Origin of the sequence: Mesorhizobium sp. L103C105A0, assembly GCF_000502215.1 — a bacterium.
Classification (GTDB): domain Bacteria; phylum Pseudomonadota; class Alphaproteobacteria; order Rhizobiales; family Rhizobiaceae; genus Mesorhizobium.
This window is the reverse complement of the sequence record NZ_AYXF01000001.1, coordinates 370,213-391,024: the sequence shown is the minus strand read 5'-3', so window position 1 is coordinate 391,024 and position 20,812 is coordinate 370,213. Positions and strand designations below refer to the sequence as shown.

The window sequence follows — 20,812 nt, the reverse complement described above, 5'->3', positions numbered from 1 at the left end:
GATGGAAGCAGCTGAGTTCATGCCTGATGAAGCGGTGGTCGCCGGCATCAGGAAGAATATCGAGATCTATGAGGCTGGACGGGCTTCGGCCTGCCGCCAGGTGCGCTGGCGGGTGCCGGTGTTTCTGGGGCTGCTGCTGGTTTTTGTCGTGCTGGTGGCCTGGCTGTTCAACAAGGTCGCCGACGTGAACGAGCAATGGTTCTCGACGCCGCATGTGTTCCTCTATGCCGGCGGTTTCTTCGCGGCGCTGCTGCTGTACTTCCTGGCGATCAGGCCGGCGACGCGGCTGCAGCAATCGTTCCGTGACACGCTGCTGCCGATCATCTTCGGCTTCATCAGGGATGTGCGCTATCAGCACAGCGTGACGCCGAATTCCTTCGACCGGCTGCCGCGCGCCGTGGTCGGCGCCTTCAACCGGCAGAGCTTCGACGACATCGTATCAGGCCGCTACGAGGATTTTCCGTTCGAGCTCTACGAGGCGGAGTTGCGCCAAGGGTCGGGCAAAGGCTCGTCGACGGTCTTCAAGGGCGTCGTCGTCGCCTTCGAGACCATTGCGCCGTTCCCCGGCATATTGGTCGCGACGCGCCGCAGCAACGCGGTGGTCGGTTTCTTCCGCGGCATCTTCGCCGGCAAGATGCAGGAACTGTCCAGCGGCGATCCGCTGCTCGACGGCGACTACGAATTTCGCACCGACAATGTCGCCGCCGCCCAGCCGCTGGTGAGCGGCCGGCTGGCGCAGGCGCTGAAATGGCTGCACGAGACATGGCGCGATGATCCGGCGCGGGTGGCGCTTAATGGCAGCGATGGTTTCCTGCTCTTGCCGCAGCCGAAGAATTTCTTCGAACTGCCCGCCATTTCCGTGCCGCTCGATTACACCAAGCACATCGCGCCGATGATCGCCGATATGGGCGCGATCCTGGCGACCGCGGCGCTGGTGCGCAAGACCGGCGCGACGGATGGCGAGGCCTAAAGCGCCGCGCGTCGAAACGAATTCATGCGACGCGCTTCAGGTCTTGTTTTCATGCATTCGTTGCCCCAAAACGGCGGTCCTGTTTGGGCGCATGCATTAGCCAGGCTGCCGCGCGTCAGCAGGCGAAGCCGTAGTTCTGGCGGTAATATTCGACGTCTTCTTGCGCCATCGTCTTGAACATCACGCAGACGGTGAAGCTCCCGACCTGGCGACCGTTTCTGGTGTAGCCCCAGTCGGAAATATCGTCCCGCTTGAATTCGAGTTCCTGGCCGGCCACGACATTGTGCACCGCTTGCGGTTCATTGGCCAATGTTCCTGCAAATCCGGTCGCGGTCTTGTGGAAGGGGATGATCCAGAAATGCTCCGAGGCGTCTCCGTCCCTGACCTCGACTTTCAACTTGTAGCTGGTTGTCCCGGCTGGCGGCGCATCCGACAAGGACAGGAATTCATCGAGGCTGGCGCGCGCCTGCGCAATGGCCGCCGCCATGTCCGGATCGTCCCTGGCGACGCCTACAACCTTGTCGCCGCCCTGGCCGGAATCCTGCGCACCGGCCGGAACCGGCCCCAACGCCAGCATCAGGGACAGCATGGTTCGAACTGCATGCTTCATGAAATGGCGCTCCTGCGTGTCGATGCCTGACACCATCATGCATTTATCTGGAGTTTTCAACGGCAGTGCGACAGCGTGGTATGGTCCGGCGGCAGCCCGCTCACAACCCGCTCGGCACCAGCCCTGCCAGCCAGTTCGCGGACCGCTTGGCCATGCCGACCGTTGTCGACGCGACGCGGCCGAGATCTGTCTTGACCACGGCGTAGCCGTTCCTGGTGCGGTAGAGCACGCCTGTTCCGCCATCGACCACTTGCTCGTAGGCGACGGGCCGTACCGCTGCTGCCTCCATGGCCGTCGTCGGGGAGCCGACGGGAACGCTCGGCCGATGGCTCAGTTCCGGCGGCAACGGGGTTTGGACATTCCGGCTGGCCGGCTTCAGTTCCGGGCGGGATGCGGCCGCCGCCAGTTGCGAAGAAGACGCCGACCCCTTGCTGCGGCAGATGCCAGAGACCAGCGGATAGTCGAAGTTCTTCTGGTGCAGCATCTGGCTTTTCATCGCCGCTTCGCAGTCGGCGATAGTCGCCCACTTCGCCGGCGTCTCGCCGATATATTCGCAAAGCTTGGCGTCGCAGTCACAGCCGACAATGGTCATGGCGACAAGGGCGGTCTTGAGCACGGTCTTGTCCTTCGGATTGCCCCCCGGCAGCCAGTCCTTCCATCGCGCGCGAACAAGGCGGGATTTTGGCCGCGATCACGCGATGAGCCGGGGGATGCGTTTTTCGGGTACGGCTCACTATAGGTGGATTTCTAGACACCCGGTAGCAGATAGGGCGGGGGCGTGATGCATTTGCAGGAAGAAGCCTGAATAAATCTTGTCGGCTATGGCCGCGACAACTGTTTCTTGGCCCGGTTTTCTACTACGATACTCACGGGGCGATACAACAATATAGGAGGGGTTTGTCATGGGAAGAATTGTCCGGTCCGCTGAGCCTGTGCCGAAAAGGGATTCAACGCTCGAGGGCATTCCAGGCGATGCTCCGCTCGGCGTCGACGATGACAAGCAAGAAGATCAAGGATCGAAAGGCGGCGACGGCTATCTCGACCGGGTTGCGAAGTACGTGCCTGCCGAAGTCGTGGCATTTTTCATCTTCGTCAACTCCATCCTGGTCAATGCCACTGAGCAGCCGGTTGCCAAGGCGTTGACCGATGCGGTGGCGGAAGAGACCAAAGGCAATCCGGGGGACATTCCGGGTAAGGTGCAGGCAGCCATCTATAAGATTGAAATGGCCGGTATCAGCGTCTGGACCATTTCATGGATCATGTTGATCGTCGCGCTGGCGATGACGCCGGTGTATCTGAAATCGGTCAGCGATTCAGCCGACAATGCGGAGGCTCCGGGAGCCAACATCGTCATGTCGATGCTCGCCTTCCCATTCTGGGCCTATGCCGTCAACGCGCTGGCCCTCAGGCCATGGCATGACGGTGCGCTGGCCAGCATCATGCTCGCCACCTTCACGCTCATCAGCGGCGCCATACGGCCGGAATATATAAACGCTGGCCTCAATTTGATCCCGGGCATCGGCCCGAAGAAGTAGCTTGGCCCGCCGGGCAGGCCGCGGTGCAGGGCGCGTCTTCAGTCGGAGAGGTGTTCCAGCCTGGCGCCTGCTTCGAACAGCGCCGACAGCACGATGTGCAGTCTTGCGCACGGCGACGATCAGCCGGTGCGACGGGTGGCCGGATCGATCGGAACCGGTTGGCTGAACGGCGTGCGGGAGCCTTTGGGCGGAGCGAAGTCCGCCGCCGAAACACGGTGAGCATGATCGCGTCGTTGCCACCGATCTCGACGAAGGACACGCCTCTGTCGATCAGGCGCGGGATCATGTCGGTGAATTGCTGACCGCGCCTGGTGATGAAGTGGTTCCGTCAGCGCCGAAATCGCGTTCCAGCAAAGTATCGGCTTCTTCACGCGTCGCTTCGCCGACCGGACCTTGGCCCAAAAGACAGTCGGCGCCGGGATTTCTCCCAGCGCCTCCCTGTCAGATCAGGACACGGTCGCGGCAGCAACTTCCGCAAAGTCGTCGCGCCATGCCGGCCTTGATTTTGACGGTCCTGCCAGTCACCGCCCGAGGGCAGTGCCCGTTCCAGACCACGCCGTTCTCCACCCTTGCGAGCTTCGTTCGGCGCGCCATCGAAGGTTTTCGCCGTCCTTGATGGCAGCATCGGTCNGCACGCTTTCCGCGGCCCCGTAGGTCTCGGCATCCGTCCCTCGAACAAGCAAGCCTGCTCTCGCTTCGGGCCGTACGGGCCTCAGGAAATCCGCCTTTTCGCTTTGCCTTTCGGCGTGGCGATCGGTAGCCGCCTGAGATGGTTAAACTTACGCCGGGTAAGGGTTTTGGGGAATGGGCGTGAGCCTGTGGATAACGGGATTATCGGGGATCGTTTGCCACAAAGCTCGGAATTTCGACTCCAGCTGCATTAGACAGCCCGCCGGCTTTTTGGCGCCTGATCGGCTGTGCCCCTTGCTCCGCCGGCTGGCGCGGGCTTCAATGCAGGCAAAGCATCGAGCCTATCGGCTCGGTGCGGGGAGGGTGCGCATTGAAAGTCGGGGTGGTGCTCAATCCGATTGCCGGCGGCGGCCGGCTGAAACGGCATTGGCCGGAGGTCGCCGCATCGCTGAAAAAGCATTTCGGCGAATTCGAGCTGCGCGAGACGCAGGCCGAGGGCGACGCCGAAAGGCTGGCGCTCGACCTCGCGGCAAGCGGCTTCGAGCTGGTGATCGCGGCCGGCGGCGACGGCACCGCCAGCGAGGTGGCCGACGGATTGCTGCAGGCTTTCGATGAGAGCGGCCGGACAACCGAACTTGGCTTGCTGCCTTGCGGCACCGGCATCGATTTCGCGCGCGGACTTGGCCTGCCGAAAGAGGTGGATGCGGCGTTGAAGCGGATCGCCGAAGCCAAGGCGCGCAAGGTCGATGCCGGGCGCATCTGCTACATCGACGACCATGGCGCGCTGGCCAGCCGGCACTTCATCAATATCGCCAGCCTCGGCCTGTCCGGCGCCACGGACCGTGCGGTCAATGCCGACAAGCGCAAGGGCAGGATGTCGGCCAAGGCGCTGTTTTTCTGGCGCACCGTGGTCGAGTTCATCCGCTACCGCTTCCAGGACGTCAGGATCACCGTCGACGATGGCACCCCGGTCGAGGCGCGCATGGCGCTGGTGGCGGTCGCCAACGGAAAGTTCTTCGGCGGCGGCATGATGATCGCCCCGGACGCCGCACTCGCCGACGGCCAGTTCGACATCGTCATCCTGCGCGCGGCCGGCAAGCTGAAGCTGATCTGGGATATTCGGCTGCTCTATGGCGGCCGGCACCGCAACCATCCGGCCATCACCATATTGCGTGGCCGGAAAGTGGTGGTCGAACCTATCGGCGATGTCGAGAAGAACGGCGCGCTGGTCGACATAGATGGCGAGTCGCCGGGGCGTATACCCGCGACGTTTGAGATCCTGCCCGGAGCGCTGACGCTGAGATATTGAATCAAGCCGTTGAGGGATTGATTCAGGTGGTTTGAGCGGCGATTCCGGCGAACCGGCCAAGGGCCTGAAATCGCAGGACATATTTACCCGGCTTAGCTTTCCAGCTTGGCTGGGAAACCGGGCGCGCGCAGATCCATGTCGACGGCATCCTCGAGCAGTTTGACGATCTGGGTCGACCAGGCGCCGCCGCCATATTCCTGTTTGCCCATCAGGAAAATCTCACTCACAAGCGGCGCCAATTGGAGTGGCAGTCTGAACTCCCTGCCCATCGCAAGCGCAAAGCCGAGGTCCTTCAGTGCCAGGTCCATGGTGAAGCCAATGTCGTAGGAGCCGTTGAGGATGAGCTGGCTTTCGGTCTCATGGACGAAGCTGTTGCCGGAAGAGGCGACGATGGCGTGGTAGGATTGCGCGAGGTCGAGGCCGCCTTGCTTGGCCAACATCAGCGCCTCGCCGGCGGCGACGAGATGGATGAAGGCCAGCATGTTGGTGATCACCTTGATCACCGCCGCCGAGCCGACCGGACCCATCAGGAACGACTTTGCGCACATCGCTTCGATGGCTGGACGATGGCGCTCGTAAAGCGCAGCATCGCCGCCGACAAGCGCGGTGATCTTTCCGACCGCGGCCAGATGCACGCCGCCGGTGACCGGGCACTCCAGCGTCTCGATGCCTTTGGCCGCGGCGAGGGCGGCTAGGCGCAGGATCTCGTCGCGGCCGTTGGTCGACATCTCGATCCAGGAGCCGCCCCTGGGCAGACCCTCGAGCAGGCCGCCGGCATTCGCCAGCACCGCTTCGCTGACCTTGGGCGAGGGCAGGCAAGTAATGGCATTGCCGGCCTGTGCCGCCGCTTCGGCCGGGCTGGTCGCGGCCGTGGCGCCGAGCGCCACGAGGCGCTCGACGGCGGCGGGGTCGCGGTCGAAGACGATGACGACAAAACCGTTGCGCAACAGGCTGGCGGCGAGGTTGCCGCCGAGATGGCCAAGGCCGATAAAGGCGTAACGTTCGCTCACGGCATCAGCGGCATTTGCATCATCTGCAAATGCAGGTCCTTGCCGGTGTAGGGATGCGCCTCGCAGACCGCCTCGTTGAGCTCGACGCCGAGGCCGGGCTCCTTCGACGGAATGACATTGCCGTCCTGCCACTCGATCTTCTTCTTCAAGAGCGTGGCGTGGAAACCGTCCCACTGCTTCAGCGATTCCAGGATGAGGAAATTGGGCAGCGTCACCGCCAGCTGGATGTTGGCGGCGCCGACGATCGGCCCGCAATAGCAGTGCGGCGCGATCTGGATGTGGTATGCCTCGGCCATGGCGGCGATCTTCTTGGTTTCGAGAATGCCGCCGGAACGGCCAAGGTCCGGTTGCAGGATGGTGGCGGCGCGGTTCTCGATGATTCGGGCGAATTCGAACTTGGTCGTTAGCCGCTCGCCGGTGGCGATCGGGATCGACGTGCCTCGCGCCACCTGAGCCATCACTTCGGGCATGTCGGGCGGCACCGGCTCTTCGAACCACAAGGGATCGTAGGGCTCGATGGCGCGTGCCATGCGCAGCGCACCCGACGCGGTGAACTGGCCATGCGTGCCGAACAGAATATCGGCGCGGGTGCCGACGGCTTCGCGGATCGCCTTGACCATGCGGGTGGAGACATCGATGTCGATCAGGCGCGGCTGGTGGCCGTCGAAGGCGGTGTAAGGACCGGCCGGGTCAAGCTTGACGGCGTTGAACCCCTGCTCGACATATTCGAGCGCGCAGGCGGCCGCCAATTCGGGGTCATTGTAGACGTTCCGGCCGTCCGGCGCGTCCTCCGAATGGACGCTGCCGGTGTGCGGATAGAGATAGGTGTAGGAGCGCAGCGTCTCGTGCACCTGGCCGCCGAGCAGTTTGTAGACCGGCTTGTCGGCTTCCTTGCCGACAATGTCCCAGCAGGCCATTTCCAGCGCCGAGAAACAGCCCATGCCGGTAACGTCGGGGCGCTGGGTAAATCCTGAGGAATAGGCGCGGCGGAAGAAGGTCTCGATGTCATGCGGATCGTGGCCGATCAGGTAACGCTCGGCCATGTCCTCGACCAGCTTCGCTGTTATGTGAGCCGAGAAGGTGGCGTTGTAGGCCTCGCCGTAACCGACGACGCCGCCATCGGTGGTCAGCTTGACGAAGATGAAATACTTGCCGCCGATGCCGGGCGGCGGGTTGCCGACTACCCAGGTCTTGACGTCGGTGATCTTCATTTTTGGTCCTCCAGAACCAGTTCGGCGCCCTTCCATCCGGTCATGACCGAGGCGGCGTTGGTGTTGCCGGTGATGTTGGCGGGAAAGATCGAGGCGTCGATTACGCGCAGACCTTCGAGCCCGTGCACTTTCAGGCGCGGGTCGACGACGGCGGCCCCGGCGTCCGGCCCCATGCGGCAGGTCGAGACCGGGTGATAGACGGTGCCTGAGCGCTTCCTGAAATCCTGGATCAGGTCGGCATCCGATTGGATCGATGGGCCTGGCAAAACCTCCTCAGTGATGATCTCGGCCATGGCGGGCATCGAGGCTATCTTGCGCACGAATTTCACCGCCGCCAGCATCTCGTCGACATCGGCGTTGGTGGAATAGGCGTTGGCGACGATCCTGGGATAGTCCAGCGGATTGCTGGAGCGGATCATGATCTCGCCGCGGCTGGACGGGCGGCAGTTGGAGAGGCCGATGGAAAAGCCCGGCCACGGATCTGGCGTCAGGATCGGCCGCTCGCCGCTCTTCGGAATGACGGTCGAGAAAGCCTGGAAATAAAGCTGCATGTTGGGGCGCGAAAACGCCGGGTCGGTTCGGAAGAAGCCGCCGCCATGGTTCATCGACAGCGACAGCGGGCCGGAGCGGGTGAGGATGTACTGCATGCCGACCAGCAGCTTGCCCCACCAGGGCCGCAGGATTTGGTTGAGCGTCGGCACGTTTCCCTTGAAGGTATAGTTGATGCCGACATGGTCCTGCAGATGCGCGCCGACATTTTCGTTGGCGTGGACGACCGGGATGCCAAGCCCCATGAGCAGTGACGAGGGGCCGACGCCGGAAAGTTGCAAGAGCTGCGGCGAGTTGATCGAGCCGGCGGACAGGATGACTTCGCGGCCGGCCCGCGCCGTCTTGGTCTCGCCGTTCTGCAGATATTCGATGCCGACGGCTCGCTTGCCCTCGAACAGGATCCTGCTCGCCAGCGCATTCGTCTCGACGCGGACGTTTTTGCGCTTCATCGCGGGGCGCAGGAAGGCGCGCACGGCCGACATGCGGCGGCCGTTTTTGGTGGAGATCTGGTAGGTGCCGACGCCTTCCTGGGCGGCGCCGTTGAAGTCAGGGTTGAGCGGCAGCCCAGCCTGCTGGCCGGCTGCGAGGTAGCGCCTGGTCAGCGGATGGACGGCGTTCGTCGTGTCGGTGATATGCAGCGGCCCGCCGGTGCCGCGCCATCTGTTGGCGCCGGCCTCATTGTCCTCAAGCGCCTTGAAGCCCGGCAACAGATCGTCATAACCCCAACCGGGATTGCCGGCATCGCGCCAGTCATCAAAATCCTCGCGCGCGCCTCGGATCCAGACCATGGCGTTGATCGAGCTTGAGCCGCCAAGCAGCTTGCCGCGCGGCCAATGGTCGACATTGCCGGCAAGGCCGGGGTCCGGCTCGGGCTTGTAGTTCCAGTTGACCGCGGGGTCGAAGAAAGTCTTGCCGTAGCCAAGCGGCATCTGGACATAGAAGCGGCGGTCGCTGCCGCCGGCTTCCAGCACCAGCACGGAGTAACGGCCGGAAGCCGACAGCCTGTCGGCGAGAACCGAGCCGGCTGAGCCGGAGCCGACGATAATGAAGTCATAGGTCTGCATGATTGGTGTCGGCGGCTCCGCAAAACTGGCTGCAGCCTATCCGCGGCAGGCTTCCGAAGTCGCGGTGCCTTCCGGCATGCGTTGTGAAAAATGCGACCGTGAGACGCCTGGCCGGAAAAGCTGCCATGGAACCGACATTGCGCCGGGAGCCTCGCCCGTCGCGTTGACCTCTTGGGTCCATGACGCTAGGGGATCGAGGGCAATCGTTTCAGGGGATCCGGCAGATGGTGCATTACGCGGACGGACGGCCCATCGGCGATCTGACCTTGCGTACGCTCGCCATGCCGGCCGATGCAAATGCGGCCGGCGACATCTTTGGCGGTTGGGTGATGGCGCAGATGGATCTTGCCTGCGGCATCCGTGCGGCCGAGCGGGCCAAGGGTCGCGTGGTGACGGCGGCTGTCAAGGAAATGTCCTTCGCCAAGGCGATGAAGATCGGCGACACGCTGTGCATCTACACCCATGTCGAGCGCGTCGGCCGCACCTCCATGACGCTCAAGGTCGAGGCCTGGGCGCAACGCTACCTCTCCGACCTGATGGAGAAGGTCACCCACGCCGATTTCGTCATGGTGGCGCTGGATAGCGACGGCAAGCCGAAGCCGATTCCAACCGAAAGTTGACATCGTCGATTCTGCCAAGCTTGCGCTTATGTAACATCCCCCGCGCGGGCGATGCGCTGCGCGACATCCAATGGTTGCCTTCACATCCGATTCTGCGGGCGGCGGAGGGAAGACAATGCGTCAACACATGCTGAACGGCTGGCTCGTGGCGGCCCTCGTCGCGGTGATCTGCCTGCTTGGCACGACCGCTTATACCGAGATCAGGAAAGAGCTTCCAAGCGTTGCCTGCACGCACGACCGGACCGTTGGCAACGAGCGGACTGCCCAGCGGTCTGCAAGGGTAGAGACGTGCGGCGCAGTGTGTTGCAGCAACCCTGCGTCAAAGGCCTGAGGGCCCGTCAGCGGAAGACCTCGTCAGCCTCAAAATGATGATGCGCCGGCGAACGAAACGCTGCAGCTATGTCGCCATGGCGTGACCAACGATGCAAGGGCGGATCCAGTTAAACCCGGGTACGCGTCGTGGACGGCAAAATCCGTAAACTATTGCTGAGCAACGGTTTTCAGGCGTGCACGCCATCGAATCTTTCACGCGCCGCCTGGACCCGCGAGGTGTTCTTCCGCGCCCATTCGCCGAGCGCGCCGACCGGCACCAGCAGCTCATGGCCGAGCTCCGTCAGCTCATAGTCGACGCGTGGCGGGATGGTCGGGAACACGGTTCGGGTGACGAAGCCGTCGCGCTCAAGACCGCGCAAGGTGGTGGTCAGCATCTTCTGCGAAATGCCGCCGACAGCGGCGCGCAACTCATTGAAACGCAGCGGTCCGCCGCCCAGCTTGCCGACGACCAGAACGGTCCATTTGTCGCCGACGCGCTGCAGGATTTCCGAGACGGCGCGGCAGTCTTCGGTGTTGTGCGGGTGCCTCAGTAACATAACGGTGCCTCCTTGCGCTGCCATTTGTCAGTATCTCATATAGCGCCGGTATCCAAACGATACCAGCTTTTGCATATATGGAGAGCCCCATGTCCAAGCCCAAAATCGCCATCGTCGTCGGTTCGACACGCGCCGCGCGTTTCGCCGATGTGCCCGCCCAGTGGATCGCCAAGATCGCGAAATCCCATGCCGACATCGACGTCGAGACCGTCGACCTGCGCGACTGGCCGCTGCCCTTCTTCGACGAGGTCGCCTCGTCCGCCTGGGCGCCGTCGCAGAACGAAGTTGCCCAGCGCTGGCAAAAGAAGGTCGCCGAATTCGACGGCTTCATCTTCACCGCCGCCGAATACAACCATGGCCCGACGGCCGTGCTGAAGAACGCCATCGATTACGCCGCCAATGAATGGAACAAGAAGCCGGCCGGTTTCGTCGGCTATGGCAGCGTCGGCGGCTCGCGCGCTGTCGAACATTTGCGTCTTGCCGCGGTCGAATTGCAGATGGCGCCGGTCAAATCCGCCGTTCACATTGCCTGGAGCGATTTCCTGGCGGTGCGCCAGGGCGAGAAGAAGCTCGAGGAGATCGAGCATCTGAACCAGGCTGCCACGGCGCTGGTCAACGACGTTGCCTGGTGGGCCCGCGTGCTCAAGGCAGCGCGTCAGGCCGACGCGATTGCCGGCGAAGCCCAGGCGGCCTGAGCCTTATCCTCCCAAGGATCGATGATTTTTCCAAAGGGCGGCGTTTGCGCCGCCCTTTTTCATTCACGTGAAGAGGCGCTCTCGGCTCCCTTGGCCGGATGGTGGAGTCGGACCGGCAAGGTCGCGCTGATGCCTTGACGATCCCGCGCGAAGGATCGCCGCCTGTCACAGCCACCCGCCGGAAAACCCGGCCCGGCGCAGTCCTGTGGTGATGGCCGGCACGCGGCGCATCAATCGCCACAGGAAGTCGGACCGGTAGTTCTCGATCATCAGGGCGATCGGCCCCTGGTTGATGCCGACATGGTCCGGCGATACCCAACCGCAGGCGCGGCCGTCGTCGGCAGCGATCGTCGGGTTGAAGCTCGCGGTGAAGCCGTAAGAGTTGCCGTCGCGCAGGTCCATCTCGTGGAAATGGCGCAGCGCCGGCAGCACGATTTCCGGCGCAAAAGGCAAGGAGGCGATTGCCGCCCATGGCGACAGCGTGCCGTCATCGGGGCCAAACGGTGCGCCGCGGGCGAGATAACCGAAGAAGCGGCGTCCATCGGCTCGCCGCGCGATCGGACCTGGGCCGTCGCTGGCGGTGACGCCCCAGCAATTCTCGCCATAGCCCGCGAACCCCCTCGGATTGCGGATTGCGTAATCGCGCTGCAGATACGTCGCCTGGCGGCTGTTTTCGAAATAGTCGCTGTCGTGACCCTGCATGAAAGCATCGCGGATGTCGCGAAAATCGATCCAGATATGCGAGAACTGGTGGATGAAAAGCGGGCCGGCATAGACCATCTCGCGGCCGTAGATTGTCTTCCACTTATATGTGGACAGCCAGGCCGCGTAGCTCTCGGGCGGCAGCGAGTGGGTCGGCGAACCGAGACCCAGAACGTACAGGATCAGCGCCTCGTCAAATCCTTCCCAGCGGTAGCGCAGAAAGCCTTTTGGCCGCCAGCCATGGGTGACGGTGGCGCCGCCGTTCTGCGCCCAGCGCCAGTCGGCACGGCGGTAGAGCGCATCGGCAAGCTTGCGGATTTCCGGTTCGAGCTCATCGTCCTCGTCGAAATAAGCGCCGGCAGCCAGAACACCGGCAAGCAGAAGTGCGGTATCGATCGTGGACAGTTCGCAATTCCAGACGCGGCGGCCGGTCTTCATGTCGAGGAAATGATAGTAGAAACCCTTGTAGCCGGTGGCATCGGGCTCCGGCCCGTGCGGGGCGTTCCAGAAGAAGCGAAGCGTGGCGAGCGTCCGCTCGATTGCGGCATCGCGCGTCATGAAACCGCGATCGACACCGACGGGATAGGACGACAAAGCGAGCCCGACAGCGGCTATGCTGGCAGGCGACGTCGGCGTGTTGCGGTCGGCGACCAGGCCGTTGGCAGGGTTGGCCTCGTTGAGAAAATACTCGAAGGACAGGCGCTGGATATCTTGGAGAAGCTCGTCGTTTAGCGCGTGTTCGTTCGATGCATCCATGACAATCGATATAGAGGCTTTGGCTGCTTTTGCCATTCTTCCAGCGGATCAATCATGGGTGAGGGCAGGCTGGGGCCGATAGCGAAAGGCGCTGCCGACGCACCGAATTCAAATCGAGGGGCTGCGAAGACCGGTTGGACCGCCATATGCACGGCCCTGCCATCTGGCCTGGCCGTCCTCCCCTGATATATCCGGCTGCGATCCATCACATGAGCATGCCCCGTGAAGTCACCCAGCCTGTCAGGCGTCGTTTCCCCCATGACCCCGGTGCTGGTCTGTGCACTTGCGATCTTCCTTCTGTCCGCCATGGATGCGGCGATGAAAATCCTGGTCATCGCCGTCGGTGTCTACAACACGGTGCTGTGGCGAAGCATGCTTGCGAGCGTGGTCGCGGGCACGGCCTGGGCGGCGGGGCCGCGTTCCCTTCCCACGCCTTCCGTGCTGCGGCTACACGCGCTGCGCGCCGTGATCGTGGGCATCGTTCTGCTGTCGTTCTTCTGGGGCCTTGCCAGATTGCCGCTAGCGGATGGGATCGGGCTTAGTTTCGTCGCGCCGCTGTTCGCTCTCCTGCTGGCGGCGCTGCTTTTGGGCGAACGCATACAGCGCCAGGCGATCTGGGCGTCGCTGGCGGGCATCGCCGGCGTCGTCATCATCATGGCCGGACAGTTCGGGCAAGGGAACTATACCGGGGATGCCCTGCTTGGCACGGTGGCGGTGCTCGCATCGACGGTGTTCTACGCCTACAATCTGATCCTCTCGCGGCGGCAGGCGCTGGTGGCCAAACCAGTCGAGATCATGCTGTTCCAGAACCTGTGCGTTGCCGCCGTCCTTCTCCCCGCCGCTCCCTGGCTCGCGGTTGCCCTGCCGGGCAATCTCTGGCTTCCACTGGCCGGGGTGACGGCGCTGTCGCTCTCCGGCCAGTTCCTGATGAGCTGGTCCTACGCGCGGGCCGAAGCGCAATATCTAATCCCGACGGAGTATTCCGCCTTCATCTGGGCGATCGTGTTTGGCTGGCTGTTCTTCGACGAGGCGGCGACCTGGACCACGCTGGCTGGAGCGGCCCTGATCGTGGCCAGTTGCCTGATCGCCTCGCGCTCCAATCCGAAGCTTGCCGAACCGATCGAAGCCGCGGTCTGAGGGCGCTATTCGCTTTGACGGCAGAGCGTCAACGCACCACTTCGCGATGGCCGCTGGGCAGCCGGGTGGCGATCAGCTTGTCGATGCGGCGGCCGTCGAGGTCGACGACCTCGAAACGCCAGCCTTGCGCGTCGACGCATTCGCCGGTCGCCGGCAGATGGTGCATGTGCGACAGCACATAACCGGCGACGGTCTCGTAATCGCGATTTTCCGGCAGGTCGATACCGAGAACGTCAGCCATCTCGTCGGCTTGCATGTATCCCGCGAGCAGCCATGAGCCGTCCTCGCGCTTGACGGCGTTTTCCTCGTCGCCGGCATCAAGGTCGGCGCGGAAGACGCCGGTGATGGCCTCGAGAATGTCGGCAGGCGTGACGATCCCTTCGAAATGGCCGTATTCGTCATGCACCAGCGCCATCGGCACGTCGGATTCCTTCAGCTTCTGCAGCACATCCAGCGCGTCGGCCTGGTCGTAGACGATGGGGGCGGCGCGCACATGCTTGCGCGGATCGAGTGCGCGGCCGGCGAGCAGGGCGGCCAGCACGTCGCGCGTCTGAACAACGCCAACCATGACGTCGACGCCGCCATCGCCGGCCGGCAGGCGCGAATGCTGGGTCTCCATCAAGAGCTTGCGGATGGCACCCTCATCGGACTGCAAATTGATCCAGTCGACCTCGGTGCGCGGCGTCATCACGGCGCGCACGGCGCGATCGCCGAGCCGCATGACGCCGGCGATCATGCGCCGCTCGTCGGATTCGATGGTGCCGTGGTGCTCGGCCTCGGCGACCAGCATCTTGATCTCTTCGTCGGTGACCTTTTCCTCGCTCTCGCCGCGCTGGCCAAGCAACCACAATATGGCGCGGCCGGAAATGTCGAGCAGGAACACCAGCGGCGCCGAGACGGTGGCGAGGATGGTCATCGCAGGCGCTGCGCGGGCCGCAACACGCTCGGGATCGCGCAGCGCGATCTGCTTGGGCACCAGCTCGCCGACGATCAGCGAGAAATAGGTGATGATCGCAACGACAATGCCGACGCCGAGCGGATCGGCGATGTTTTCGCGCATGCCGGTCGAGGCCAGGTACACCGACAGCCTGTCGCCCAGCGTGGCGCCGGAGAAGGCGCCCGACAGCACGCCGACCAGAGTGATGCCGATCTGCACTGACGACAGGAATTTGCCGGGATTGGAGCCGAGCGTCAGCGCACGCCCGGCGCCATTGACGCCGCGGTCGATCATCGCCTTGAGCCGCGCCGGGCGCGACGACACGATGGCGAGCTCGGACATCGACAGAAGGCCGTTCACACAGATGAGGACGACCACGGTGGCGATTTCGACGTATAGCATCAGGGCTCAATAGCATTGCGGCGGGCCGCAGGAAAATAGTCCGCGATGATTTTTGGAAAATGACAGTGGTTCAGGGGAATTGCCTGAGCACCCCGACAACAGCCTTGCCGTCGGTGAAATAGGGATCGCCGCCGCCGTTGCGTCCGGTCCTGGTGGCGCCGATGCCCGGGATGTCGCTCACCGAGATCNCGAGATCACCATGCCGGCCGCCGACAGGTCGTGGATCACGAGATCGCGCTCGGCGTCGATGTCAGGGGCGATATGGTGGGTGATGGCGCCGGTATCGTGGCTGAGACCAACGCCGCGGTCGAAGCTGGCCGAGCCCATCCAGAGCGTTCGGCCGTCGTCGCCGGTCGCATCGCTGCGCCAGAAGCGGACATGATGGCGCCGGTCGGCGCTCCCGCCGACCGGCTTTTCGAAGGCGAGATCTTGGGCGCGGCCTTCGAACAGCAGCCGGCTGACCGGGGCGTCAGGATAGGGATGGTCGAACAGCACGCTCTCACCGATTTCGATCGCGGTCTTTAGCGTCACGCCATCGGCCGTATCCCATCCGGTCATGGCGAAGGCATGGACCATCTCTTTTTCGGTACCGACAAGGCCGATATTGATCGGGTCGCCCGGAATGCCTTGCGGCGTGTGTGTCACCATCTCGAAAGTCTGCGTGCGAAAGCCGCGGTCGCGAACCGTCCAGAATTCCGGCGCAGCGACATAGGCGAGGGCCAGCCAGACCGCCAGAAGAGCGGCGAGCCAGGTCAATGCGCGTCGTTGCAGGCTTCGTCGGCTCATGAAAGCGGCTCGATCCGTGCGGTATCTGTGCCTGACGGACCCTGGAAATCAATGGCCAGCGGCGAGCAGCCGTTCTATCGTCGGCCATCGTTTTTGCGGGGGGTGAGCAGCAATGGATAAGAAGCCGGTGGGTCGCAGCTCGATGGCATTGACCGCGGACCTTGTCGCAAGGGTCGAGCGTGTCGAACCGGATCCGGGTCCCGAGCCCGGAACAACCGAGCATACAGACGCGGAGTTCGATAGTCTTGTCGAGCAACTTCTGTCGGAGCATCGGCCTGAAGCGCTATGGGTCTTTGCCTACGGGTCGCTGATCTGGAACCCCGAATTTGCCCATGTCGAGCAGCGCCCGGCCACGGCGCCAGGATGGCACCGCTCGTTCTGCCTGACGCTGACCCGTTGGCGCGGAACCCGTGATTTGCCGGCGCTGATGCTGGCGCTCGATCGAGGCGGCAGCTGCAACGGCATCGTCTATCGGCTGCCCGCGGAAGACCATGTCGGGCAACTTGGCCAGTTGATGCGCCGCGAGATCGATGCCAATCCGCCGACTAACGTGCCATGCTGGATCAAGGTCAAGACCAAGGATGGGCCGTTGCGGGCCTTGGCTTTCGTCGCCGCGCCAGACGGCAGGGCCTATGCCGGCCGGCTGCCATTGGAGCAGGTTGCCGACACGCTGGCGCGGGCTGCCGGGCATTGGGGCTCGTCGGCTCAATACCTGTTCCGAACCGTCAGCAAGTTGGAAGAAAGCGGTATCCGCGACAGGAACCTTTGGCGCATCCAGGATCTGGTGGCCCAGCAAATCATCGCTTCCACCAGGAACGCCAATCCCGACTCATTTCTGAACGGTGAAACGCCTTAGCGGCAGGCGCGGTAGCCGCTTTTGCGGTTCTTGATGTCGAAATGGAAATGGTTGCGGTGATCGTAATTGTAGCCGGGACCGAGCACGGTGGTGAAATACTGGCAGCCGTCGGCGCGCACATTGTTGAGGAAGCCGCGGGTGCGGAAGGCAAACAGGCCGGGCTTGCGCACGTCGATGTCGTCGCCGTTGTTGAGCTCGATGCTCATGACGTCGAGGGCGTTGCCCTTGCCGTGCTCGGACAGGACACCTTCGCCGGCGATGTTGCGGCAGGAATAGCTCGAGCCCTGGTGGATGGTCTTGACGCCCGAGAAATAGCGCCAGCGGGCGGAGGGAACCAGTTCGTTGCTGGTCCAGGCGGCGAAACTTGCGGCCATGTCGCAGGTCAATGTTGCGGCGGGCTTCATCTGGATGCCGCCGATGGCGGATACCTTGACCGGCCAGTCTATGCCGCACTGTCCCTCATGGATCGGCTGGACATCGGTGTAGACGACGCGAAGGCGCTTCAGCTCGCCACGGCAATCGGTTTCGCTGGCCGGCATCTGCTGCGGCTCCGACTCCGACATCGGCTCGTCCATGCGCGGATAGGCGGCAGTCATATAGGGATTGGACGGGACGAGCTTCTGCATGCCTTCATATTGCGGCACGGCCGCGGTCTGCGAGCCGACATCGACGGCCGGCTGCAGCGACAGCACGCTGCCAGTGTTGCAAGCCGAAACGGCGGCCAGCGCAAGACCGGCGGCCAGTATCGCTGCGCTTTTTGCCTTCGCGGCGCGAAATATTGCGGCCATGGGCGGAATCCTGTCCTTGATCGGTGGGATTTTAACGATCAAGGGTAAAGGAAAACTCAGCGTCCCCGTTCATGCCTGCGGCCGAAATGCGGCAGCCAGACCATCACCGGCATGACGATCACTGGAGGGCCATCACTGGCAGAAAGTGCCACCATTCCGGCGCGGTTCGAGATCGAGATGGAAATGCAGGGAATGGTCCGGGTCCGCGCCCGGTCCAAGCACGGTCTTGAACGGTCCGCAGGCGGCCTTGCGCACCGCATTGAGGAATTTGCCGTCCTTCTCGGGCGGCGTTGGACCGACTTCGACCTTTCTGCCATCCGACAACGTGAAGCTGGCAATATCGAGCGCGTTGCCGAAGGCATGTTCCGACAGATGGCGCGTGCCGTTGCGCGGCCGGCAGACAAAGGCCGATGCCTGGTTGATCGATTTCAGGTCGGCTCCGAACTCGGCTTTCGCCGCCGGCTGTATGATTTCGGCGGCAAAGCGGGCTGCCGCTTCGGCCATCGGGCAGTTGAGTTCGGTCGCGGGGCCGATGGCGATGGATTTTCCGAGCGACTTCAGCACCAGGGGATAGGGGATCGAGCAGCCGATGTCGGGATTGCTTTCCGCCTTATGCTCCTCGAATTCGACACCAAGGGCCGTCAGCCGCTCGCGACAGGCGACTTCCGCCGCCGGCATTTTTGCATCGGGCACATCGGCCGAGCGCGCATCGGGCAGCATCTTCTTGTCGCCGGCATCGGGTTTTTCAGGTGGTTGCGGAGCAACGGCCAGCGGCTGAGCTTCAGGTTCCGAAGTGTCTGGCTTTTGTGTCGGAATCGGCACCGCGGCCGGCGGCTCGGGCTCGCTTTGCCTATCGGTCGACGGCTTCGGGGCTGACGGTCCGGGCCGCGCCTGCTTTTTAAAACGGGACTTTTCTTCGTTGAATCGATCGTCATTGGACCGGTTGGGCGCGCCAAGGGGGTTCGGACCTTCGGCCTTTTGCTTTTCGATCGGTGCCGCGCCGGTCTTCGGCGCCTCTGAAGGACGCGCCTCGGGCAGCGGGACAACGCGCGAGGGCTGCACCGGAACATCGGCGGGCGAGGGCTCTTTATCCGGGGTCTTTTGTTCCACCTGCTTTGGCGTGATGTGCCGCTGTGGCCTGGGCTTCTGGCGGTGCTTGCTGCGCGGCTTAGGATGCGAGTCGACCCGCGGTGAAAACAGCTGCTCCAACCGCTGTGACAGCGGCGTGTAATGCTTTTTGCGCTGTTTGGCGTCAGCTTGCGTCAGCAGGGGCGCCAGCAGCAGAGCCGTGACGACCATGACCAGTGCAACCCTGCATGTTCGGGAAAGTACAACAGACCCCATCGTCCTCAACGGCGCGAACGCCTGGAGGTTGCCTGCGGCCCATCACGAACGGTAACGACGTCGTTACGCGCCAATCGCTTCCAGCCCTTCTTCCAGCCAGTCGGCCAAAAGCGGCATGCCGAGCAGGTATTTCGCCGTGCGCTTGTTGGCGCGGTCGCGCGCGGCGGCAACCGCATCGGACCATTCCGCTGCGTCATAGTCGCCGCGGCCGACCCAGGCCAGCGCGATCAACTCGGCCGCTTCGTCGACGTTGAGGTCGTTGATCAGCTCGCGCAGCTCTTCCTCGGTGAGGTCTTCCGCGCTTTCCTCCGCCAGACCGTCATGGTGGTGATTGGCATGTGATTCACCATCGAGCTCGACCTCATGCTCGGCACCGTCGGCATAGTCTTCGTTGACGGCAGCACTCAGTCCCTTTGCCTTGAGAATGAACAGGCGCACGGTGTCCGGGCCGATCGATAGCTCCCATTCCCGCTCACGGCGCTGCTGCACTCTCGGGCACCCCCGCTGATCATTTCCTGAATGATAGCGGATTTGCAGCGCGCGTCACGTCATGTTCTGATCCCTGGCTCCCGCCTTTGACCGAATTCAGGTTAGGCACGGCCGCACAAATAGTTTCGGCGGCTGCGGGTTTCCGGGATGAAAAGTCTGCATCCCGGCGTTAGCTTTTCATTATCGTCATTTTCCCTCAAGATCGTCATTATCCCTCAAGGAGGCTTCGATGCATAAAAGAGTGTTGATCCAGGCGGCTGCGGCGCTTGTGGCGCTGCAGTTCTTTGCGGTTCCGGTGTTTGCGGCCGGCGGCGGTGGCGGTGGTACCGAGACCACCACCCAGTGCAAGAAGGGGCAGGTCTGGGACAAGAAAAAGCAGAAATGCGTCGCGCCGAAGTACGGCATGCTGGACGACGACAACATCTACGATGCTGGTCACGACCTGGCCATGGCCGGGCGTTATGATGAGGCGATCGCCGTGCTCAGCCTTGCCGCCAACAAGCAGGATCCACGCATCCTCAACTACCTCGGCTATTCGCATCGCCATTCCGGCCGTGTCACCGTCGGCCTCGGCTATTACGAGGAAGCGCTCCGCATCAACCCGGACTACACGCTGGTGCGCGAATATCTCGGCGAGGCCCATCTGCAGATCGGCGATCTGGCCGGCGCTCAGGCGCAACTGGCCGAGATCGAGAAGCGGACGGGCAAGGATTCGCGCGAATACGGCATGCTGGCCGAACAGATCTACCATTTCATGAGAAGCTGACCCCACCCCAACGGCTTCTCTGGGCCGGCTGCGAGCAATCGCAGCCGGTTTTTGTTGTCGCAACTGCAACACGCTGCACATGCCGTGACGGCAATTGCGCAAGTCGGCTCATGATTTTTCAAAAAGCCTGCTTTTTGAGCGTGAAAAACGCGCGAGGATCGCTATATTGGGGAAAACTGCGGTGAAACGGTTCCGTTAGCCCGAGGCTGCCGGACCCGTTTTCTTTTTATACCCATCGACAAGGCTTTCCCCGAAATGCGGGGGTGGCGGCAGGAAAGGTCAGGCATCATGAACAAGGTCCCGATGACAGGCGAGGGGTTCGCGTCATTGAAGGAAGAGCTGCGTTGGCGCCAGCAGGAGGAGCGGCCGCGCATCATCGAGGCGATCTCCGAAGCGCGCTCGCATGGCGACCTGTCCGAAAATGCCGAATATCATGCCGCCAAAGAGGCGCAGAGCCTCAATGAGGGCCGTGTCAACGAACTGGAAGACTATATTGCTCGGGCCGAGGTGATCGACGTCACCAAGCTTAGCGGCGACAAGGTCAAGTTCGGCGCCACGGTGGTGCTGGTCGACGAGGACACCGAGGAAAAGAAGACCTACCAGATTGTCGGCGACCAGGAAGCGGATGTGAAATCGGGCCGTATTTCGATCTCCTCGCCGATCGCGCGCGCGCTGATCGGCAAGGAAGTCGGCGACGCCATCGAGGTCAACGCCCCTGGCGGCGCCAGGGGTTACGAGATCGTCCAGGTGCAGTTCATCTAGCACCTCAGATCCTTC

Annotated in this window: 20 protein-coding genes and 1 pseudogene; 9 read left to right on the top strand and 12 right to left on the bottom strand. The window is 63.0% G+C overall.

Annotated features, from left to right (window positions below; genetic code table 11):
• Window position 1 precedes the first annotated feature (1 nt).
• Window positions 2–970 (top strand): DUF3137 domain-containing protein, encoded by a 969-nt coding sequence (locus X727_RS162590; RefSeq protein WP_023833507.1) that lies wholly within the window; start codon window positions 2–4, stop codon window positions 968–970.
• 115 nt (window positions 971–1,085) lie between these two features.
• Here X727_RS162590 and X727_RS162595 read toward each other — a convergent pair whose 3' ends face one another.
• Window positions 1,086–1,580, bottom strand: a complete 495-nt coding sequence (locus tag X727_RS162595; protein WP_023744311.1) for a DUF2314 domain-containing protein — start codon at window positions 1,578–1,580, stop codon at window positions 1,086–1,088.
• A 100-nt stretch (window positions 1,581–1,680) separates the two neighbouring features.
• Window positions 1,681–2,196 carry a hypothetical protein gene (locus tag X727_RS162600; RefSeq protein ID WP_023744312.1) on the bottom strand — a complete coding sequence of 172 codons (516 nt, stop codon included), beginning with the start codon at window positions 2,194–2,196 and terminating at the stop codon, window positions 1,681–1,683.
• A 286-nt stretch (window positions 2,197–2,482) separates the two neighbouring features.
• Between X727_RS162600 and X727_RS162605 the strand changes: the two genes are divergently transcribed.
• Both X727_RS162605 and X727_RS162610 read left to right on the top strand, forming a co-directional pair.
• Window positions 2,483–3,115 carry a hypothetical protein gene (locus tag X727_RS162605; protein WP_155923215.1) on the top strand — a complete coding sequence of 211 codons (633 nt, stop codon included), beginning with the start codon at window positions 2,483–2,485 and terminating at the stop codon, window positions 3,113–3,115.
• A 1,000-nt stretch (window positions 3,116–4,115) separates the two neighbouring features.
• A complete protein-coding gene (locus X727_RS162610) occupies window positions 4,116–5,054 on the top strand; it encodes a diacylglycerol kinase family protein (RefSeq protein ID WP_023737831.1) in 939 nt (312 codons plus the stop codon).
• 92 nt (window positions 5,055–5,146) lie between these two features.
• Here X727_RS162610 and X727_RS162615 read toward each other — a convergent pair whose 3' ends face one another.
• The 3 genes from X727_RS162615 to X727_RS162625 are packed head-to-tail and all read right to left on the bottom strand — an operon-like array spanning window position 5,147 to window position 8,888.
• Window positions 5,147–6,064, bottom strand: a complete 918-nt coding sequence (locus tag X727_RS162615) for an NAD(P)-dependent oxidoreductase (protein WP_023683741.1) — start codon at window positions 6,062–6,064, stop codon at window positions 5,147–5,149.
• The gene (locus tag X727_RS162620; RefSeq protein ID WP_023711165.1) at window positions 6,061–7,275 is read right to left on the bottom strand and encodes a mandelate racemase/muconate lactonizing enzyme family protein; all 1,215 of its coding nucleotides are present in this window, start codon (window positions 7,273–7,275) and stop codon (window positions 6,061–6,063) included. Before X727_RS162620 ends, X727_RS162615 begins: the two co-directional genes overlap by 4 nt.
• Window positions 7,272–8,888, bottom strand: coding sequence for a GMC family oxidoreductase N-terminal domain-containing protein (locus X727_RS162625; RefSeq protein ID WP_023833506.1), 1,617 nt, complete (start codon window positions 8,886–8,888; stop codon window positions 7,272–7,274). Before X727_RS162625 ends, X727_RS162620 begins: the two co-directional genes overlap by 4 nt.
• A gap of 224 nt (window positions 8,889–9,112) precedes the next feature.
• On the opposite strand from X727_RS162625, the gene X727_RS162630 reads away from it, so the two are divergent.
• Window positions 9,113–9,508, top strand: a complete 396-nt coding sequence (locus X727_RS162630; RefSeq protein WP_023671995.1) for an acyl-CoA thioesterase — start codon at window positions 9,113–9,115, stop codon at window positions 9,506–9,508.
• 500 nt (window positions 9,509–10,008) lie between these two features.
• On the opposite strand, the gene X727_RS162640 is transcribed toward X727_RS162630, so the two are convergent.
• The gene (locus X727_RS162640) at window positions 10,009–10,377 is read right to left on the bottom strand and encodes a helix-turn-helix domain-containing protein (RefSeq protein ID WP_023683744.1); all 369 of its coding nucleotides are present in this window, start codon (window positions 10,375–10,377) and stop codon (window positions 10,009–10,011) included.
• 89 nt (window positions 10,378–10,466) lie between these two features.
• Here X727_RS162640 and X727_RS162645 point away from each other — a divergent pair, with 89 nt between their 5' ends.
• Window positions 10,467–11,072: an NADPH-dependent FMN reductase gene (locus X727_RS162645; protein ID WP_023671992.1), complete on the top strand. Its 606-nt coding sequence runs from the start codon at window positions 10,467–10,469 to the stop codon at window positions 11,070–11,072.
• Window positions 11,073–11,237: 165 nt separating this feature from the next.
• Here the strand turns inward: X727_RS162645 and X727_RS162650 are convergent, their stop codons facing one another.
• Complete coding sequence (locus tag X727_RS162650) at window positions 11,238–12,530, bottom strand: glucoamylase family protein (protein ID WP_023833505.1); 1,293 nt, start codon at window positions 12,528–12,530, stop codon at window positions 11,238–11,240.
• A gap of 258 nt (window positions 12,531–12,788) precedes the next feature.
• Here X727_RS162650 and X727_RS162655 point away from each other — a divergent pair, with 258 nt between their 5' ends.
• Window positions 12,789–13,667, top strand: a complete 879-nt coding sequence (locus X727_RS162655) for a DMT family transporter (RefSeq protein ID WP_023701605.1) — start codon at window positions 12,789–12,791, stop codon at window positions 13,665–13,667.
• 28 nt (window positions 13,668–13,695) lie between these two features.
• Here the strand turns inward: X727_RS162655 and X727_RS162660 are convergent, their stop codons facing one another.
• Together X727_RS162660 and X727_RS01000000164340 are read right to left on the bottom strand one after the other, a co-directional pair.
• Window positions 13,696–15,006 (bottom strand): hemolysin family protein, encoded by a 1,311-nt coding sequence (locus tag X727_RS162660; protein ID WP_023705877.1) that lies wholly within the window; start codon window positions 15,004–15,006, stop codon window positions 13,696–13,698.
• A gap of 70 nt (window positions 15,007–15,076) precedes the next feature.
• A pseudogene (locus X727_RS01000000164340) lies at window positions 15,077–15,792 on the bottom strand (LssY C-terminal domain-containing protein).
• Window positions 15,793–15,934: 142 nt separating this feature from the next.
• Between X727_RS01000000164340 and X727_RS162665 the strand changes: the two are divergent.
• Window positions 15,935–16,648 (top strand): gamma-glutamylcyclotransferase, encoded by a 714-nt coding sequence (locus X727_RS162665; RefSeq protein WP_245260587.1) that lies wholly within the window; start codon window positions 15,935–15,937, stop codon window positions 16,646–16,648.
• Here the strand turns inward: X727_RS162665 and X727_RS162670 are convergent.
• The 3 genes from X727_RS162670 to X727_RS162680 form a co-directional block, all read right to left on the bottom strand.
• Entirely contained in the window at window positions 16,645–17,436 is a 792-nt protein-coding gene (locus X727_RS162670; protein WP_023733327.1) for an extensin family protein, read from the bottom strand. The two genes, X727_RS162665 and X727_RS162670, sit on opposite strands and share 4 nt — an antisense overlap.
• A 132-nt stretch (window positions 17,437–17,568) precedes the next feature.
• Window positions 17,569–18,645 carry an extensin family protein gene (locus X727_RS162675; protein ID WP_023728209.1) on the bottom strand — a complete coding sequence of 359 codons (1,077 nt, stop codon included), beginning with the start codon at window positions 18,643–18,645 and terminating at the stop codon, window positions 17,569–17,571.
• A gap of 198 nt (window positions 18,646–18,843) precedes the next feature.
• Complete coding sequence (locus X727_RS162680; RefSeq protein ID WP_023683751.1) at window positions 18,844–19,269, bottom strand: DUF3775 domain-containing protein; 426 nt, start codon at window positions 19,267–19,269, stop codon at window positions 18,844–18,846.
• A gap of 229 nt (window positions 19,270–19,498) precedes the next feature.
• On the opposite strand from X727_RS162680, the gene X727_RS162685 reads away from it, so the two are divergent.
• The gene (locus tag X727_RS162685; protein WP_023683752.1) at window positions 19,499–20,035 is read left to right on the top strand and encodes a tetratricopeptide repeat protein; all 537 of its coding nucleotides are present in this window, start codon (window positions 19,499–19,501) and stop codon (window positions 20,033–20,035) included.
• A 288-nt stretch (window positions 20,036–20,323) separates the two neighbouring features.
• The gene (gene greA / locus X727_RS162690) at window positions 20,324–20,797 is read left to right on the top strand and encodes a transcription elongation factor GreA (RefSeq protein ID WP_023671981.1); all 474 of its coding nucleotides are present in this window, start codon (window positions 20,324–20,326) and stop codon (window positions 20,795–20,797) included.
• Window positions 20,798–20,812: the final 15 nt, after the last annotated feature.